Source organism: Piscinibacterium candidicorallinum (genome assembly GCF_047549485.1).
GTDB classification, from domain to species: Bacteria; Pseudomonadota; Gammaproteobacteria; order Burkholderiales; family Burkholderiaceae_C; genus Piscinibacterium; species Piscinibacterium candidicorallinum.
This window is the reverse complement of the sequence record NZ_CP180191.1, coordinates 216874-234452: the sequence shown is the minus strand read 5'-3', so window position 1 is coordinate 234452 and position 17579 is coordinate 216874. Positions and strand designations below refer to the sequence as shown.

Here is a 17579-nt window from a genome sequence, read left to right as displayed (position 1 = left end):
GGCACCCACAACGCCGCCGGGCCGGATTCCGTTAGAAGCGAACCTGCAAGGCCGCATGCAGGCGGCCGCTGTTGCGTTCGATCAGTGGCACCTGGCTGCCGTCGATCACCCAGCCATAGTCGATCTGGGTGGCGAGCCAGTTGCCCCAGGTCCAGCGCATACCCACACCAGCCGTCGCGATCGACTCGCGCGCGCTCAGGCCAGGCTGGACGTTGAGCCGATCGACCTGCGCAGCATCGACGAAGGCCAGCAGCTTGAAGCCGCTAACGAAGACCGAGCGGCTCAATTCAAGACTGCCGGCCACGCCACGATCCCCTGTGAGCGCGCGCTCTTCCAGGCCGCGCACGAGGCTCGCGCCACCAAATCCGAACTGTTCGCCGGCAATCAGCGGATCGGCGCTGTACTGCAGCCTGAGTTGCCCGGCCAGATCGAAACCAGCGCCCACCGCATGGCGACCCTCGACGCTGGCGCGTACAGCCTTCCAGCCGCGGGGCGCGCCAAGCCGGTTGGCGGCGTAGGCTGCAGCGGTGTTGCTCGCACCGCCCGAGAGATTGGCAGCGAGATCGATCGTCGCGCCGATCTCGCCGGCGCTGAAGTTCTGCTTGAGCGCGTATCCGAGACTGATCGGCCGACTGCGGACATCAGGGCTCAGCTGGCCCGCCCCGCGAAGCTGAGTCCCTTCGAAGAGCTTGTCTTCAAGGGCCAGCGTCAGGTTGTGCTTGACCTCACCCAAAGGGGGCAGGCTCTGAGTCCAGCTCAGCCCCGCAGACTGCCCTTTGCCCGTGATGTCCAGACCAGGGCCCAACGCCCCGGAGCTGGCCGAGGAGTCGGTGTAGTACAGGGCCGCGGTACCGCCCAGTCCGTAGAACGGCTTGCGAGCCTGCAGGCCGAACTGGCGCACATCGGTGCGCTCGGGTGCCACGGAGCCCGAAAGCACGAGGCTCTCGTCGCCACCGAGCAGGTTGTAGTGCGCGAGCGCGACGGTGACACGCGGCCGGGTGGAATCTTCAGTGCCGGCGTTCGACGCCGCCAGCACCGCGCTCCAGGGACGGACATCTTCCGCACGGAGATTGGCATCCACGGTGTCCGGTGCCTTGCCCTCGCGGAAGCCGACAACCACGCGCTTGGCGGGGTTTTCATTGGCAACCGAGATCTCGCGGGCAAGATTCTGCAAGTTCGGAGTCTGCCCGGGCTGAAGCGCCGGCAGGCTGGCGCGGATGTTGGACTCCGCAAAGTGCTTGTTGCCTTGGACCATTACCTGCCCCACCGAGAAGCGCACCACTTGCAGGCGAACGGTGGACTGCAGGGTCTGCACCGGCAGCACCACGCGGTGCAGGCCCCAGCCGGCCTCCTGCAGCGCAGCCTCCAGGGCCTTGGCGGCACCCTGCAGCCGTTCAAGCACCTGTGCGTCGCCGCTCACCTCGCCGGTAAACGGCTGCAGCAAGCGTTGGGTTCGTGCCTCGCCCAGCGGGTTGCTGCCTTCGATCTTGAACTCGCTGATCGTGATGCTGGCCGGTGCGGCAGCCTGTGCATGAGCCGCCTGGTGGGTGCCCGCGCCAAGCAGGCCGGCCAGCGCAAGCGCGACTGCGAGCGCGCGCGGCCGAAGTGTGATCGCAATCGTCATGGTGTGCAGACGTTCCGGTTGTCCAGGCCACTGTTGAAGAACAGCGAACCGATGTCATTGGGCAGGCTGTCGCCAGGCAGTGGGGTGCCATCAAAGGCAATGCCCGGCGGCACCACCGCAGGGCGCACAACGATGCGCCCGTCGGTGAAGCCCACCTCGCCTGCGCCCAGGTCGATGAATCGATCGCCGACCTGAATGCGGATGTGACCGTCGCGCACCTGCACATACAGGCCCGCGGCATCAGCATCCTGCTCAGCCGTGCCAAACAGTGTGTCGAAGTCCACTTGAACGCCATCGGGTCGCGTGAGTTCGTCCGGCACGATCCGGCACTGGGTGGTCTTGTCTTCAAGCGTGCATACACCGACACCCACTTCGATCTGCCGATCGCCGATCTGCACGACGACGATGCCGTCCCAGGTCTGCACACGTGTGCCGCCCGGTTCAACGAAGATGTCCATGCCGGTGCCGCGCACACCGATGGTTGCGGTCGCCGTCCGGAAGCTGACGTTGGCGGGCTGGGCCTTGCCCACCAGCCCCGTGAAGGCGCGCAGGCCGCCCTGCAGCAGGTTGGCCACGAAGCGGCCCTCGCTCGGCTGCTTCGGATCGAAGACAAAGTCCGTCACGCGGAACTGCGTGTTCGACGCCAGCGTGACCTTGGACTCATCGCGAAACGCCAGAACGGCAATGCTGCGATCTGCCGTAGCGACTGTGTCTCCTGGGTAGACCGGTCCGCCCTCGGCAAGGAGGCGCACACGGCCGTTGGCGTCGCGGGCGGTCAGGTCTCCGCGCATGCGCACGACACGCGCCGCCGCCAGCACCCGGTTGCGCGGAGCGGCGCGTTGCGGCGCGCTCGCTGCCGGTGCGGAAGCCGGCCTCGCACTGGCGCAGTCTTTCTCGCAAAGACGCGCATCAAACTCGGTGCCACGGATCCCGAGCGTCGCGGTTGCCGTGCGAACCTGAGAGGTGCCCGGCCCGGCCTTGGCAATCAGTCCGGTCACCGCGCGAAAGCCGCCCTTGAGCAGACCCAGCACCATGCTGGACTCGGCGGGGCGCGCGGCCACATAGCGCACGGTCTCGAGCACCAACTGGCTGTTCGGCCGCATGGTCATGCGCGTGCCGTCATTCAGCAGGATCAGTGCGATGCCATCCGTGCCCGTGCTGATGCGATCGCCCTCGTTGAGCTGCAGGCCGCGTCCGCCGATCTGGACCGGCCCGCGCACGGGCTGGACGGTGACCACGCCGCGTGCACCATCGATCCGGCCGGCGCCGCCGACACCCTGGGGCTGCGCAGATGCGATCGGCCCGGCCAGCGCAGCCATGAACGCGCAGAGCAGCGCCAGCATGCGCACGCTCAACGCGTACAGCATCACGGTGCGCACCTTCAGGGCCAAAGCCTTACTTGGGGCAAACATCGTAGGTCTCCGTAGGTGCGTTGCCGGGCAGGTTCGTGCCAAAGCCGGTGGGCAGGAAAGGCGATCCGCCCTGGCCCAGCGACACCAGCAGGTTCTGGATGACCGAGGGGTCCAGCGGCGGGCGGTTCAGAGTGGCGATGCCAGCGTCGGTGCGGCCGTTGGTCAGGGAATCCGTCGGCGCCTGACCGCCGCGGAAGCCGGCGGGCAGAACCGGCCGGTTGACGCTCACGATCACCGCATCTGCGTTCGTACCGGTGCCCGGGCTCAGCTGGAGGCTGCCAGCCGCGCCGACCCGGACCGTCACGGTCTGCCCCAACGCAGCGGCATAGCTGCCATTGCCTTGGCCGCTGAGCCGGACGCTGCCGCCATCTGCGATCAGCTGTGTTGAGTTGCTGTTCAGGCTGCCGACCTGCGCGAAGGCATCGGTTCCGGTGCCCGCAAGGATCGCAATGTCTCCGGCCGTGGTGGTCAGTGACACACTGCTGCCGTCCGCGTTCGGAGCGGTCGCCGCGATGTCGGGCTGGTCCCCAGGCTGCTTCGTGACAGATGCCCCGTTGACGGCAGTGATCGACGCGATGGCATTGGCGCCGGACCCTGCGCTCACCGTGATGCCACTGCCTGCCAGCAGGCTGACCGAGGCCGGATTACCCGCCGTGCCGACAGCGTTGATGCGGGTACTTGCACCGGCCGCATTGCCGCCGAGCACGTCGATCGTCGTACCGGCGCGCAGGCTGATCGCACCCGCAGTGCTCGACACGCTGGTCGCGAACGCTCCGGCGCTGTTGCCCACGCTCAGGGCGCCGCGCGTTGCGATCGCGTTGATCGAAGAGGCACTGACCGTCAGCGCGCCCGTACCGCTCGCATCGCCGATGACCAATGCACCGTCGGCGCGCAGGTCCATCGCGCCTGCGGCAGAGATGGCGTTGCCGTTCCCACGCAGCGTCAGGCTTCCCGCGCTCGATTCGATGCGCGCAGCGCCGGTGCGCGCCTGCGTTCCACCCAGCACAAGCACATCGCCGGTCGACGCCAAGTCGAGACTCGCACCGCGCAGAGTCACCAGATTGCCCGCCGCATCCAGCGCGCCGACGGTGAAGGCGCCGGTCGACCTCGCCAGCACGCCGCCGCCTGCGTTGCCGCCGAGCGAGCCCAGGCGGTTATCGGCGCGGCTCAGATCAATACTGCCCCCTGCGGTGGCAATGACGCGCTGCGCAGTGACCGCCGCAGATTGCGTGATCGAGCCGCCTGCGTTGAGCCCCACGCGATCGGCCGCCGTGATCGCCACACGCAGATCGTTTGCATCGGCCAGATCGACATTCGACCCGCTGGCGCTGACCGCACCGACAAAGTCATTGGCCGCATTACTGAGCGTCACGGCATTGGTCCCGGCACTGACAGTGGTGTTGCCAGTCACTCGGATCGCGCCAGTCTGGGTGACCGCGCCGGTGCTGCTTACCGTCAGATCGGTGCCGACAGTGGTCGCGTCCAGAATCAGACCCGCGGAGCTTGTGCTCAGCGCCCCGCTGGTGCTCCCCGAGACCGCGAGTGCCCCGCCCGCGCTCAGCGTCGCACTGGCGGCGCTCAGGCTCACGTTCAGTGCGTTGACATCCGCAATCTGCACGGCACCGCCGGTGGCTGAGACCGCCCCCACGAAATTGTTCGCGGCGTTGCTCAGGGTCACGGCGTTACCCCCAGCGTTCAAGGTCGTCGCGCCATTGACAGTCAGTGCGCCCGTCTGCGTGACCGCGCCGCTGCTGACCACGTTGAGATCCGTCCCGACCGTGGTGGCGCCCAGGCTCAGACCGGCCGAGCTGGTGTTCAGCGCACCGCTGGTGCTGCCCGTGACACCGAGCGCTCCGCCCGCATTGAGCGTGCCGCTGGCTGCCGTGAGGTTCACGTTGAGCGCGTTGGCGTCCGTGATCTGGACCGCGCCGCCGGTGGCCGTGACGGTGCCGCCAAAGTCGTTACCCGCGTTGGCCAACGTGATCGCGTTGCTGCCGGCGTTCAGCACACTGGTCCCGCCGACGCTCAAGGCGGCGGTCTGCGTCAGCGGACCGGCGGCCGTTGCCGCAAGGTTGCCGCTGACGGCACCCGCCAGACTGAGTGCACCGCCCGCGTTGACGGTGGCATTGGCCGCGTTGATCACCGCGGCCAGCGCGTTCGCGTCCGTGACCTGGACGGTGCCGCCAGTCAGCGTGGTGGCACCGGCAAAGTTGTTGGCGGCGTTGGCCAGCGTGATGTTGTTGGCGCCAGCATTCACGTTGGCTGTGCCACCCACGCTCAGCGCGCCCGTCTGCGTGACTGCGCCGGTTGCCGTGCTGCCAAGGGTCGTGCCTACGTTCAGAGTGCCGAAGCTCAGGGCCGCGGAACTGCTGGCGAAGCTGCCGGTGGTCGATCCGGTGACCGTGAGTGCGCCGCCCGCTGTGAGCGAGGCGCTCGCCGCGTTCAGCGTCGCGCTGAGCGCATTCGCATCCGCCAGCTGGACTGCTCCACCGGTCACTGAAACCGCACCGACAAAGTTGTTCGCAGCGTTGGTCAGGGTGACCGCATTGGCGGCGGCATTGAGTGTGGTGACGCCGTTCACTGTGAGCGCGCCGGTTTGCGTCACCGCGCCGCTGGCGGTGGTGTTGAGGGCGCCGCCGACCGTGGTCGCCCCGAAGCTCGTCGCCCCGGCTGTGGTGGTCAGGCCGGCGGACGTGCTGCCGCTGACGGCCAGGCTGCCGGCTGAAGTGAGCGTGGCGGCGGCTGCACTTAACGCAGCGCTGAGCGCGTTGGCGTCGCGCAGCTGTACGTTCCCACCGGTTGCGCTGACCAGACCACCGAAGTCGTTCGTGGCGTTGGCAAGCGTGATTGCGGCCGTACCCGCGTTCAGCTGGGTGCTGCCCGTGACGCTCAGGGTCGTTGCTGCCTGCTGAGCGATGGCCGCACCACCGCTGACGGCTTGCAGGCTGCCGGCAGACAGATTGCCGAACGTCAGCGCGCCGCTGGATTGCGCGGTGAGCGCGCCCGTCAAGGTGCCGTCGATGTTCAACGCGCCGCCCGTGGTGACGTTGGCGTCGACATTGGCCCGCTCGATGCTGGCGCTCAAGTTTGGTTGCGTGGTGTTGGTGTAGCGCACCCGCTCACCCGCCAGGATCACGCTGCCTGCGCGGTTGGCAGCGTTCTGCAACAGTACGTCGCCGCCGTTGCTGCGCGCCTGCAACTGGCCGGCACCCAAGTCGAGAGCGGCCGACTGCGTGATCGATCCGCCGACAGCCGTGAGCGCCAAGGTGCTGAACGGCGTGCTGCCAAGCGACACCGTGGCTGGCCCTGCGACGACGACATTGGAGCCACTGAGCCGCAGCGTCTCCCCGCGCATGCGCGACCACTCGTCGGCGTGCAGGATCATGCCGGTCGTGGCGTCTTCGGCACCGCCGTACACGGAGGTGTCGCTGCTCAGCGTCGCACGCACGGTGGGCGCGTAGCTGGCACCGAAGGCGCGCAGCGGATCCGTGGAGAACGCGCTGTCTGATGTGCCGATGTCGATCAGGCCGGTCGCTCCGCGCGCATCAAGGATGATCGACTGCTGGCTTGAGGCGCCGAAGCGGTCCGCACGAAGGGTGATCGAATCGCCGAGCACGGCTTCACCGATGTCGATGCCCGTGCCCGGTGCAGCGGCAACCCGGACCGCCCCGGTCGCATCCAGATTGCTGCCGCCATAGAAGTTCTGCCAGCCCAGCACCATGCGCCGGTCGCCGTCGAACCAAACAAAGCCGCTGGCGGCCAGGTCCAGATTGCCCAGCACGGTCCCGCGCACCACCCCCAGGGCATTCGCGGCACTTGCGAGACTCACGGAGCCCGCCGAATCAAGGTTGAGTTGCGGCGTGACCAGGGTAGCTCCGGTCTGCTGCGTGACGCCGGCTGCGCCGGCCCGCAGGCTGACTTGGCCGAGGAACGACGCCCCGGGGCTCGAATCCGAGACGGTGCTCAGGTCGCTCGAGCCTTGCACGCGCAGGATCGATGTACCGCCCAGCAGAATGCCGGTGGCCGGCGGTCCGCCAACGCGACCACCGTAGTAGGACAGGTCGATGGATCCGCCGCCGCCGCGCAGGCTGTTGTAGACCGTCGTGCGGAGCACCGGATCGGTCTGTCCGCCACCACTCGCGTCCAACGTGCCATCAATGCGGATGTCATCCGCGGTCACGGTGATGAAGCCGCCACCGCCGGCCTGCGTGCCGCTCGCGGTCGCCCCTTGGCCCACGGCACCGCCGCGTGCCGACAGCGTGCCGCCCTGCAGCACCGTGAAGGCGGTACCCGTGAAGCTGGAGATATTGATGCCCCCGCCACCGCCGCCGAAGCCGGATTCGCTCGCGCCGCCTTCGACAAGGATGGATCCGGTGCTGCCAATCGTGCTCACGCTGCCCAGGCTCGCACTGAAGCTTCCTCCGGTACCGCCTGATCCGGTCCGCACCGCATTCGGGTTGGTGCCCGGTGCACCGCTGCGCAGATTGCCCGCGGCACCGGCAGCGCCACCCGCGCCGCCATCCGCACGAATGCTGCCATCGAGCGTGAAGTTGCCGCTGGTGCTGACCGACACGAATCCGCCGGTGCCCCCCGCGCCGCCGTTGCCACCGGCGCCCGGGGTCAGTGCCGACACAGCCAGCGGGTTGACGTTGCCGCCCTGCCCGCCCGTGCCGCCGTTGCCACCCGATGCATTGATGTTGAACACATTCGCGATGCTCGCGTCACGGGCGCCGATGGAGAGGTTGCCCCCCAGGCCACCCGCCTGCCCTTGCGCGCCATTGGTCGGCGCAGACTCCGGCGCCGGAAACGCCACAAAGGAGATCGTGCCGTTGTTTCCGGCTGAGCCCGTGCCGCCGTCACCGCCCTGCAGATTGATCGATCCGCGCACCAGATTCACGCTGCCGCTGAAGGCCTGCAGCGACAGGGCGCCGCCATGACCACCCGCCTCGTCGGTCGCGCCTGCCTGGCCGCGTGCATACACATCGGCTTCGAGGCTGATCGATCCACTGCTGGAGCTCAGCGAGAGGCTGCCGCCGTTGGCCGGGTTGTTGAGCTGCTGACCGACATCAATGCGCGTCAGCCCGCTGAAGGCGCCGCGCTCGATCTTGATGTCGCCCTGCGCCGACCAGCTGTTGCTCTCACCGGTCAGGATCCGGCTTGCGCCACTGACCAGAAGCCCGCCGTAGCTCACCCAGTCTGCGCCGGAGCTGCGGGCGTCGATGGTGGCGCCGTTGCTGCGGATCTCGAGGCCGCCTGTGCCCGCGCTCAGCAGGCCGGTGGTGATGGACACGCCCGCCGTGCTCGCACCCGAGGTATGGGTCTGTAGGCTGATGCGGCCGGTACCGCTCGTGTAGATGGCCACTGGCCCGCCGTAGGCCAGCAGATTGATGCCGTCCACGCCGCCATACACGCTCGTGGTGGTGGCGTTGGCCGTGCGGATCGTGAAGTCGAGGTTGCTCGGCAAGCGGATGTCGTTGTTGAAGAACGCACCGCTGGTGCGCACGCCGTAGTCCGCCTCGATCAGCACATTGGCCGTGGCGCTCTCGATCGTGTTTTCGCAGATGATGTTGACGCCGCCATAGCAGCCGAAGGCATTGCCCTGGATGGTCATCTCGGCCGGGTCGATCAGCCAGGTGCCGGCGCGACCGCGCGCGGCACCCGCATCCACCCGCCCGGTCATGTACAGGTTCTTCTTGCCCGAGGTCTCGATGAAGCCGCCGTTGCCGCCCTGGGCACCGCCGCGGGCGATCAGGTCGCCGTGGATCGTGGCCAGATCAGTGGCATAGATGACGGCCGTGCCGCCGTTGCCGCGGCCCGTGGCCGAGACATCGACCACCGCGCCGGCTTCCACCGTGGTGTTGCGCGCGTTCGGGATGCTCGCGTCCTGCCCACGCAGGCCGCCGCCCACGTTCACCGTGCCGCCGCCCAGCTCGCCGGTGGCACGGGTGCTCGACCCGCTGGCCAGGGTGATGTCCTGCGCGACCAGCCGCACTTCGCCGCCCACCCGCTGCAGGGTGGTGGCCTCGATCGCGCCGCTGTGGCGCAGGCTGCCGGCAAACACGCCCACGGCCGAGCCTTCGATGCGGCCCAGGTTGCGCGCCTCGCCGCCCGCGCCCACTTCGAAGCGGATGCCCTCCAGCCCCCGGCCGGCCAGCTCCACACTCTGGCCAGCGGCCAGCACCACCGTGCCGTTGGGCGCCTGGATCAGGCCTTCATTGCTGACGTTGCCGCCGATGATGTAGACGTCGCCATTCTGGGCGCGCATCACACCGTCGACCTTTATTTCGCCTGAGGGCGCGCCGGGCAAGCCGGCAAAGCGCAGGCGCCCGGCCTTGAAGTCTTCATTGGAGATGTCGAGCGTGGAGACCACCAGCCCGGCGGTGTCCACCATCGCACCCTGGCCGAACACCACACCGTTGGGGTTGACCAGGAACACCCGGCCGTTCGAGCCTAGGGTGCCCAGGATCTGCGAGGGGTCCACACCGGTCACGCGGTTGAGCACCGCGGACTGCGCGTTCTGCTGGTTGAACCAGGTGACGTTGCCGGCGCCGACGTTGAACTGCTGCCAGTTGATGATGGTGCCCGGCGTATTGGTGACCGTCAGGCGGTTGCCTTGCTGGGCAAAGCTGGCCTGGCCGTTCACCACCGTGGCGCCCTGCGGAAGTGCGCTGGGCAGATTGCGTGTGGGGTTGGCCACGCCCAGCGGGGTGTTGGATGCGTTGGGTGCGATGACCGCCGCCGGCAGCGCGCCCCGCTGCAGCAGGGCGGGCAGACCGCCGCGCAAGGCGTCCGGCGTGATGCCCAGCGGCAGCGCGCGGCCGGGCGCCACTGCGGGCGCGGTCTGCGCCAGCGCCACGCCACTCACGCTGATCAGGAAGGCGCCCGCCAATGCGGTGCTCAGTCGGGTGGGGGTGGCATTGAGCGCAGCGGCGGCCTGCGCGAGATTCGGCTGGCGGCTGGCGCTTCGATTGGGCGCTGCGCCATGCTGCGCGGGCACCTGCCGATGGGTTTTCCGAACGGAAACGGAGCCGGGCGCGGATGCGCGCCCCGAAGGCGTGGACATTCTGATTCCTCCCGGGCGCTGCGGCCACGGCCCGGTCGGCCGGGCATGTGCCCTGCTGTGCGCGCGTCACCGCCAAAGCGGGCGGGCACGTCCGGCGACTGTAGACCTGCGTTGCCCGATCTTCACTCCCGCATGGGCGGGATGGAACCGGCGCAGGCTGCCTGATTTTTGGCTGAATTCAGTGTTTTTTGACTATCTAGAAATCGACTTTCCGCATGTCAGTAAACACTCTTGAGCCATATTGACTTGTATACAAAGATGGCTGATTTTGATATTCAACCCAGCTACCGAGCGCCGGGCTGACCTGGCTCGCAACGTCGGCGCAGCGCAACGCCGGGTGCCCTCCCTTACCAGCGCGCCGGGTCGCTGCCCAGCGGCATGCTCGGCCGGGCGCTGGCCGGCCAGGCGGGCGTGGTGTGAGCGGCATGGCGCACCACGGTGAGGCGGCCGAAGCCCGAGCCCTCCTCCATCAGGCAGTCCGCCACATCCCCCTGGCCGGGATCTGGGGCCGCAAACCCTGCGGGCTGCCGGCCGAGGCCGCGCAGCCACTGCGCCGTCTGCGCCAGCGACACCTCCACCCGCCAGCTGCCGCCCTCGCGCTCGCGGCGCGCCAGCGCGGCGGCGATTCCGGCGGCCAGCAGGTAGCCGGAGGCATGGTCCAGCACCTGTGCCGGCAGCGGGCGCGGGTCCGGCTGGCCGGCTGAATCGTTGTGTGGGCGGCCCTGCCAAGCCAAGTGAGCGCGTGCTTCGGCATCGTTCATGCCGCAGGCGGTCTGCACCAGCGAATCAAAGCCGCGTCGGTTCGCCCAAGGTCCGGTGCGGCCGTAGGCAGAAAGACTCGCGACCACGATGCCCGGCGCGTCCGGCCCGCGCAATTCCGCCAACCCGGTGGCCAGCTGCTCCGGCCCGAAGCCACGCGCCGCCAGCCCGCCGGGGCGGTAGCCCTGGAGAAACACATCGGACTGCGCGGCGAGCTGCTGCAGCGTGGCGTGCGCGGCTGGGTCATCGAGGTCCAGCGCGACGCTGCGCTTGCCGCGGCCGGTGTCGATCACCAGCGGCGCAATGCTCGGCAGTCCGGGGCTGGTGATTAGCATCACATACGCGCCATAGGTGGCGAGCGTCCGCCCCGCCACCGGGCCTGCGATCACGCGGGTCAGGTCCAGCACCCTCGCGCCCGCTAGCGGTGCCGCGCCCGCGGGCAATCGCCCAAGCGGCGCCGCTCGGCCGGGGCCGATGCGCGTGATCTCCAGCAGGGGCAGTGCGGCCACCGCCTGAGCCTGTGGGTGGGCGTCCCACTGCGCAAAGCTGCGCATCGCGGCCACCACCAAGCCGCGCTCAGCCGCGGCGGTTTCGAACTGCTCGGCCGACCAGCGCAGCAGAGCGGCGGCGACCGCGGCCTTCTCGTACTCGCAGCCAAGCAGGGCGAGCACGCCGTCCCGGTGGTGCGGGAAGTTGGTGTGGATGCGCACCCAGCGGCCGTCGCCGCAGGTGTATGCACCGGCGATCTTGTCCCACAGGTCCGGCGGCGGCGCGCCGTCCACGCGCAGGTAGCGCTCGCTGCGGAACTCGATGGCTGCCGCGCGCATGTCCACCGCCACCTGCGCGGGTTCCGCACCCCGGGCCTGCCCAAGGGCGTCGGCCGCCAAGGCGGCTGCAGCGATGCTGGCCTGCGCCGCGGCGCCGCAGGCGAACGAGGAGGGCAGCGCCGGCTCGGCGCCCGTGAGTTGCACCTGGGCGCTGCCGGCCGCAGGCAGATGAAGGGCTTCCAGAATCTGCAGCAGCGCGGCGCGCGGGCTCATCAGGGCTTCGGCAGGCTGGGGCATGGCGCACTCCGCAAGGCGAGAACCCGATTGTGCTGCGGGCGCGGGCGGGATCAGCTGGTCGGCACCGCCGTGCCGCTTGCGGATGGGCAGGCTTCGTGCCGCCTAAGATCGCCCGCCAAAGCAACACATATCTATTGGAGGGAGTCTGCGCATGACCTGGTTGATCACCGGCGCAAGCCGCGGCCTGGGCCGCCATCTGGCGCTGCAGCTGGCGCAGCGCGGCCACCGCGTGCTGGCCTGCGCGCGCGATGCCGATCGCCTGCAGACGCTGGCGGCCGAATCCGGCGGCGCCGTCGTGCCGGTGGTGATTGATCTGGCGGATGCCACGCAGATCGGCCCGCGCCTTGGGGAGGCCCTTGCGCGCGAGGCGCACATCAGCGGCGTGGTGAACAACGCCGGCTTTGGTGCCTACAAGCCCTTTCTGGAGCACAGCGAAGCGGAATCCATCCAGCTGGTACAGGTGAACCTGACCGCGGCCATCCAGGTCTGCCACGCCGTGCTGCCGCGCCTGCTGGCTCAGCGCAGCGGGCACATCGTGAACGTCGGGTCCGATCTGGCGCGCCGCCCGCTGGCCAACATGGCGGTCTACGCGGCGGCCAAGCATGGCCTGGCCGGCTTCTCGCATTCATTGCTGCGCGAAGTGAAGCAGGCGGGCGTCAAGGTCAGCCTGGTCAATTCGGGGATCGTGGATACCGACTTCGGCGGCGCGGCCGAGGGCAGCCGGGATGCCCACTGGAGCCTGCGGCCGGCGCAACTGGCGCAGCTGATCATTCAGCTCATCGAGCAGCCGGGCAATGTGGTGGTGGATGAGCTGAGCGTGCACCCGCTGGGGCAGGATTTCTAGCTCTGGCGCGCGACGGGAGGGTGCGCAGATGGCGCGCCCGGCTGGGATCGAACCAGCAACCCCTGCCTTCGGAGGGCAGTACTCTATCCATTGAGCTACGGGCGCGAGAGTGTGCATTCTAGCCCGCGCACTCCTGCACACAGCGGCAAGGTGCCGCGCCAACCGGGCCAGGAACCCCCCGCCGCTATACTTTGGGGTTGTTCAGGGGATGCTTTTCTGGCTCGTCCAGCACCCTCTGAGGCCGCCCGGAACACGGTGGCCAGCCTGTGCACAGGCCCGCAGGGAGGGCAAGCGCACCGGATCCACAGGGCAGGACCCAGAGCACCTCAAACGCGCACCCAAACCAAGAACCGACATGAGCGATTCTCACGACACCCCGATCAAGACCCCCAAGCAGCTCACGTATGTGGTCATCGCCGCCTTTCTGGTGCCGATCCTGATCATCGTGCTGCTGGTCATCAACGTCACCGGCAAGAAGAAGGAAGCTGCAGGCTCCGATGCCTTTGGCGACCGGGCCGTGGCCGAGCGCATCGCCCCCGTGGCGCGCGCCGTCTACACCGACCCGAATGCCCCCAAGGTACTGAAGACCGGTGAAGAGGTCTACAAGGCCGTCTGCACGGGCTGCCACGCTGCGGGTGCCGCCGGCGCCCCCAAGAGCGGTGACGCAGCCTCGTGGGCGCCGCGCCTCAAGCTGGGGCTGGACACGCTCGTCAAGTCGGTCATCGTCGGCAAGGGCGCCATGCCCGCCAAGGGCGGTGGTTCGGACCTGGACGACATCGAGATCGCCCGCGCCGTGGTCTACATGGCCAACGCTGCCGGCGGCAACTTCAAGGAACCCGCAGTCCCGGCCGCCCCGGCCGCGGCCGCACCGGCCGCAGATGCCGCACCCGCTGCGGCTGCCGCGCCGGCCGCCGCGATGGCTGCGCCCGCTGTTGCTGCCGCGACGGCTGCACCCGCAGTGCAGACCGTGGCCGCCGGCTCGGGCGAGAAGCTCTACAAGGCTGTGTGCACCGCCTGCCACGCCGCAGGTGTGGCTGGCGCACCCAAGAGCGGCGACAAGGCCGCCTGGGGCGCACGTGCCACCAAGGGCGTGGACGCTCTGACCCAGACTGTGATCTCCGGCAAGGGCGCGATGCCCGCGCGCGGTGGTGCCGGTGCCGCGTCGGACGCCGAACTGAAGGCCGCGGTGCAGTACATGCTGGCGCAGCTGAAGTAATTCAGCCAGATCCAACGCAAACGGGGCGCTCAGGCGCCCCGTATTGTTTTGGTGCGCGGTAAGTCGAGAACGCCCCCGCGTCCCGATACCGCTACGCGACTACTTTGCAGCCTTCCCGGCCGTGCCTGTCTTCTTGGCGGCGGTCTTCTGCGCTGCAGCCTTCTTGGCCGGCGCCTTCGGCTTGGGCAGCAGCAGCATGGTGTGGCGGCAGTTACGAGCGCCGCAGCGGCATTCGTAGTTGAGCTTGTCCTGCTTGGTGGGACGGCCATCCAGGCCCAGGCGGTAGTCGTAGTTCAGCTCTTCGCCGGCCTTGATGTTGCGCTTGGCGTAGATGTAGACGTGCGGCTTGCCGCGCGCGTCGTCCACCTCCTCGGTCTCGCAGTTGGGCGCGCAGCAGTGGTTGATCCAGCGCGCCGGGTTGCCGCGCACGCCGGCATCGATCACGTGCAGGCCGTCATCGAGCGCGAAGAAGAAGGTGTGAAAGGGATCGTCCGGGTTGGTGGGGTGGCGATCATCGGCTTCGTCGTGCGTGATCAGCTCGCCCTTGTATTCGATGATGCGGGTGCCCTTTGGGATGTCGGTGGCGGCAAAGACGCCGTTGCCGTGCACGGGGCTCTTGCGGACGATATACAGGCGCGTGGGCGCGGACATGGATCTGGCACTCCCCTGAGGGCCCGCCGCGCGATGCTGCGTGGTCTGGGCAAAAGAACGAAGCGCGGATTGTTGCAGAAGCGTTGGCGCATTCGCCTCAATATCGCCGCGCCGCAGCGCGCGTTCAGTACGTCGGCCGCAGGCTCACTGCGCCGGCTTGGCCTCGCCGCGCTCCACGCTCGTGGCCCACTGCACGCGCTTGAGGTCAAAGCCCAGCTGCGTCAGGCGCGCGATCACGGTCTCGCGGTCGGCGGCAGACAGCAGCGGCGTGCGCGAGAGCACCCAGAGGTATTCGCGGCTGGGCTCGGAGACGATGGCCCAGCGGTAGTCCGCATCCAGCGCCACCACCCAGTAGTTGCCCTCGGCAAAGCGGATCCAGCGCAGCCAGCTCGGCAGAAAGCTCACGGCCAGGCGCGCATTGGTCTTGGTATCCACCACGCGGGCCACGCCGTCCACGCTGATCGGCTTGCCTTCGGCATCCGTGCAGACATTGCGCACGCCCACGCGACGCACGCCGCCTTCTTCGGGCAGGGCGGTGTAGGTGGCGGTGGTGTCGCGCGCGCACTTGCGCTGAAAGAAGTTGGGGTATTTGGCGGTCTCGTACCAGGTGCCGGCGTAGCGGGCCAGATCCACGCTTGCCACGGCTTCCAGGGGCGGCGGGGCGTTCTGCGCGGCATCAGAAGACTGCGCCTGGGCCACTGCGCACAGCAACAGTGCAGCAGCGGCGGCAAGCCCGCGACGCGCGGCGGGCAGGATATGGAGGAACAGATTCAGGCGCATGGGCAGGCTCATTGGGGGCAGTGGGGGTCGGCACGCGGGCTGCGCGCGCAGGGTTTGCAGGTGCGCGGGCAGCATGCAGGGCGCGGACGCACCACACATGTTGCCATCAGTAAGCGCGCGTTTCGTGGCGTGAGCGGATTGCTTTGATGGAATCACGCGCCGCCGGTCCCGCGGCCGCTGCTGCCTAAGCTCGCGCCGCGAGTGCATGCATGCTGGCCCGCACGCCTGCATCACGTCACACCCGCCGAAGCACGCTGCCTGTCGATCCAAGGCACGCAGCGGCCGCAACGGCTCAAGGCCAACAAGAAACGAGGGATTCGGATGATCGATGTTCAGAACACGCAGACGAGCAATACGCCGCCCGCACGCCGCAGCGCCCTGCTGCTGGCCGCCACGGCCCTTGCAGCCAGCACGCTGGCGGGCTGCGCCACGCAGGACTTCGTGCGCAACACCGTCGCGCCCGTGGAAAGCCGCGTGAGCAGCCTGAGCACCCGCACCGAAGGCACCGAGGCCGCCGTGCGCGCACTCGATGGCCGCGTGAAGGGCACCGAAGACCGCCTGAATGCCTTGCAAGCGAACATGCAGCAAACCCAGGCCGACGCCCTGGCCCGCGCCAACGCGGCCGGCAAGCTCAGTGAAGGCCGCTTCCTGATGCAGACCGTGCTCACGGACGACAAGATCAAGTTCGCCAGCGGCCGCGCCCTGCTCACCCCCGCCGCGCAAGGCGAGCTCAACCAGCTGCTGGCCAAGCTCAAGGCCGACAACGCGCCGGTGTATCTGGAGATCCAGGGCCACACCGACACCACTGGGCCGGCCGATCTCAACCAGCGCCTGGGCCTGGCCCGCGCCGATGCCGTGCGTCAGTACCTGGCCACACAGGGCATGCCCCTGCACCGCATGGCCACCATCAGCTACGGCGAGGCCATGCCGATTGCCGACAACACGAGTGCGGCGGGCCGCAGCGCCAACCGCCGCGTGCAGCTGATCGTGCTGCGCTGAGCCGGTTGCAGGGTGGCTCCCGGCGGAAGGCCGGGGCCGCCTTGCGCGGTGTTACCCGGCGGGCCGGCGCCGACGCGCCCGAGCCCACCCGCCAGTCACCCGGGCAGCGCAGCTGCAAACTGAAGGCTTACGGCGTGACATGCGCCGCGAAAACTTGATCGCAAAACAGGCCGAGATCCGCGCCCCACATGCGATAAGCGGCCCATTGGCATCTTCAACGCTTGTTTGAAAAAGTCACATTCATCGCTCACTTTTCAAGCATCGTTTGAAACTGAACGCCCCGGCTCAGACCCCCAGCCGGTCCGCCAGCTGCGCCATGTCCGTCACGCGCAGCTGCGGCGCAAAGCCTTCCGGCGCGCGGTGCAGGCCGCGGTCCACCCAGGCGGCGGGCTGGCCGGCGGCCTGCGCGCCCAGCACGTCCAGGTGCGGGTCGTCGCCCACGTGCAGCACCTCGTCCGGTGCAAAGCCCGCGCGTTCACAAGCGTGCAGAAAGATCGCCGCGTCCGGCTTGCCCACGCCGAATTCCCGCGCAGACACCGCCGCCACAAAGTGATAGTCCAGGCCGATGGTGCGCAGATCCGCGTTGCCGTTACTCAGCGCCACCACCGGCAGGCGCGCGGCAATGCGCGCCAGCGCCGGCCGCGCATCCTCATACAGCTCCACGCGCTGGCGCTCGGCAAAGAAGTGGTCGAACGCCGGCTCGGCCAGTGCGGGGTCCTCGCCGCTCACCAGCAGTGCCCGGCGGATGCTCTCGCGCCGGAGCGCAGAGAGGTCATGCGCCAGATCGGGCCGCTCTGCACCCAGCTGCTCGCGCAGGCGGCGCAGGTCTGAAATGGTGTGCGCCTGCGCCGTGGCCGGCGCATGCTCGGCCAGCCAGACGTGCAGCAGGGTCTCGGCGCGGATGATCGTGGGATAGATCGGCCAGAGCGTGTCATCGAGATCGAGCGTGACAGCGCGGATGGGCTTTGAGAACGGCATCCAGGCAGTGTAGGTTTGGTAACCACCAACTTATCTGGGGCTTCGTGCCGCCGTAGCGAGCGGGCCAAGTTGTGGGTGAGGATGCGCAAGGCGCGCCGTAGAGCGCAGACAGTACGAACAGTACGGTGACGAGCTTGCGTAAATCCGGGAACCCGCAAATTGGGCCGCGCAGTAGGCGGCGCGAAGCCC

10 protein-coding genes and 1 tRNA gene are annotated in these 17579 nt (G+C 68.7%); 3 read left to right on the top strand and 8 right to left on the bottom strand.

What is annotated here, in order from left to right; genetic code table 11:
• Positions 1-31 precede the first annotated feature (31 nt).
• The 4 genes from ACMDW7_RS01110 to ACMDW7_RS01095 all read right to left on the bottom strand — a co-directional run bounded on the left by ACMDW7_RS01110 (position 32) and on the right by ACMDW7_RS01095 (position 11922).
• Positions 32-1624, bottom strand: coding sequence for a ShlB/FhaC/HecB family hemolysin secretion/activation protein (locus tag ACMDW7_RS01110; RefSeq protein WP_377303831.1), 1593 nt, complete (start codon positions 1622-1624; stop codon positions 32-34).
• The gene (locus ACMDW7_RS01105) at positions 1621-3036 is read right to left on the bottom strand and encodes a FecR domain-containing protein (protein WP_377303833.1); all 1416 of its coding nucleotides are present in this window, start codon (positions 3034-3036) and stop codon (positions 1621-1623) included. The genes ACMDW7_RS01110 and ACMDW7_RS01105 overlap by 4 nt, the downstream gene beginning before the upstream one ends.
• The gene (locus tag ACMDW7_RS01100; RefSeq protein WP_377303835.1) at positions 3020-10099 is read right to left on the bottom strand and encodes a filamentous hemagglutinin N-terminal domain-containing protein; all 7080 of its coding nucleotides are present in this window, start codon (positions 10097-10099) and stop codon (positions 3020-3022) included. Before ACMDW7_RS01100 ends, ACMDW7_RS01105 begins: the two co-directional genes overlap by 17 nt.
• Positions 10100-10446: 347 nt before the next feature.
• On the bottom strand, positions 10447-11922 hold the full coding sequence (locus tag ACMDW7_RS01095) for a CoA transferase (RefSeq protein ID WP_377303837.1): 1476 nt from the start codon (positions 11920-11922) through the stop codon (positions 10447-10449).
• 151 nt (positions 11923-12073) lie between these two features.
• Between ACMDW7_RS01095 and ACMDW7_RS01090 the strand changes: the two genes are divergently transcribed.
• Complete coding sequence (locus ACMDW7_RS01090; protein ID WP_377303839.1) at positions 12074-12766, top strand: SDR family NAD(P)-dependent oxidoreductase; 693 nt, start codon at positions 12074-12076, stop codon at positions 12764-12766.
• Between the two features lie 29 nt (positions 12767-12795).
• Here the strand turns inward: ACMDW7_RS01090 and ACMDW7_RS01085 are convergent.
• Positions 12796-12871 (bottom strand) — tRNA-Arg (locus ACMDW7_RS01085).
• Positions 12872-13121: 250 nt separating this feature from the next.
• On the opposite strand from ACMDW7_RS01085, the gene ACMDW7_RS01080 reads away from it, so the two are divergent.
• Positions 13122-13982 (top strand): c-type cytochrome, encoded by an 861-nt coding sequence (locus tag ACMDW7_RS01080; RefSeq protein WP_377303841.1) that lies wholly within the window; start codon positions 13122-13124, stop codon positions 13980-13982.
• Between the two features lie 99 nt (positions 13983-14081).
• On the opposite strand, the gene ACMDW7_RS01075 is transcribed toward ACMDW7_RS01080, so the two are convergent.
• Positions 14082-14633, bottom strand: coding sequence for an SET domain-containing protein (locus ACMDW7_RS01075; protein WP_377303843.1), 552 nt, complete (start codon positions 14631-14633; stop codon positions 14082-14084).
• A 144-nt stretch (positions 14634-14777) separates the two neighbouring features.
• Complete coding sequence (locus ACMDW7_RS01070) at positions 14778-15425, bottom strand: lipocalin family protein (RefSeq protein ID WP_377303845.1); 648 nt, start codon at positions 15423-15425, stop codon at positions 14778-14780.
• Between the two features lie 309 nt (positions 15426-15734).
• On the opposite strand from ACMDW7_RS01070, the gene ACMDW7_RS01065 reads away from it, so the two are divergent.
• Positions 15735-16412 carry an OmpA family protein gene (locus ACMDW7_RS01065; protein WP_377303847.1) on the top strand — a complete coding sequence of 226 codons (678 nt, stop codon included), beginning with the start codon at positions 15735-15737 and terminating at the stop codon, positions 16410-16412.
• A 285-nt stretch (positions 16413-16697) separates the two neighbouring features.
• On the opposite strand, the gene ACMDW7_RS01060 is transcribed toward ACMDW7_RS01065, so the two are convergent.
• Positions 16698-17390 carry an HAD family hydrolase gene (locus ACMDW7_RS01060; RefSeq protein ID WP_377303849.1) on the bottom strand — a complete coding sequence of 231 codons (693 nt, stop codon included), beginning with the start codon at positions 17388-17390 and terminating at the stop codon, positions 16698-16700.
• Between the last annotated feature and the right edge of the window lie 189 nt (positions 17391-17579).

Bases quoted from the DNA above. Each gene is read 5' to 3' on its own strand.
- ACMDW7_RS01090 (WP_377303839.1), top strand. From the start codon at position 12,074: ATGACCTGGTTGATCACCGGCGCAAGCCGCGGCCTGGGCCGCCATCTG.
- ACMDW7_RS01065 (WP_377303847.1), top strand. From the start codon at position 15,735: ATGATCGATGTTCAGAACACGCAGACGAGCAATACGCCGCCCGCACGC.
- ACMDW7_RS01060 (WP_377303849.1), bottom strand. From the start codon at position 17,390: ATGCCGTTCTCAAAGCCCATCCGCGCTGTCACGCTCGATCTCGATGAC.
- ACMDW7_RS01070 (WP_377303845.1), bottom strand. From the start codon at position 15,425: ATGAGCCTGCCCATGCGCCTGAATCTGTTCCTCCATATCCTGCCCGCC.
- ACMDW7_RS01110 (WP_377303831.1), bottom strand. From the start codon at position 1,624: ATGACGATTGCGATCACACTTCGGCCGCGCGCGCTCGCAGTCGCGCTT.
- ACMDW7_RS01080 (WP_377303841.1), top strand. From the start codon at position 13,122: ATGAGCGATTCTCACGACACCCCGATCAAGACCCCCAAGCAGCTCACG.
- ACMDW7_RS01075 (WP_377303843.1), bottom strand. From the start codon at position 14,633: ATGTCCGCGCCCACGCGCCTGTATATCGTCCGCAAGAGCCCCGTGCAC.
- ACMDW7_RS01095 (WP_377303837.1), bottom strand. From the start codon at position 11,922: ATGCCCCAGCCTGCCGAAGCCCTGATGAGCCCGCGCGCCGCGCTGCTG.
- ACMDW7_RS01105 (WP_377303833.1), bottom strand. From the start codon at position 3,036: ATGTTTGCCCCAAGTAAGGCTTTGGCCCTGAAGGTGCGCACCGTGATG.
- ACMDW7_RS01100 (WP_377303835.1), bottom strand. From the start codon at position 10,099: ATGTCCACGCCTTCGGGGCGCGCATCCGCGCCCGGCTCCGTTTCCGTT.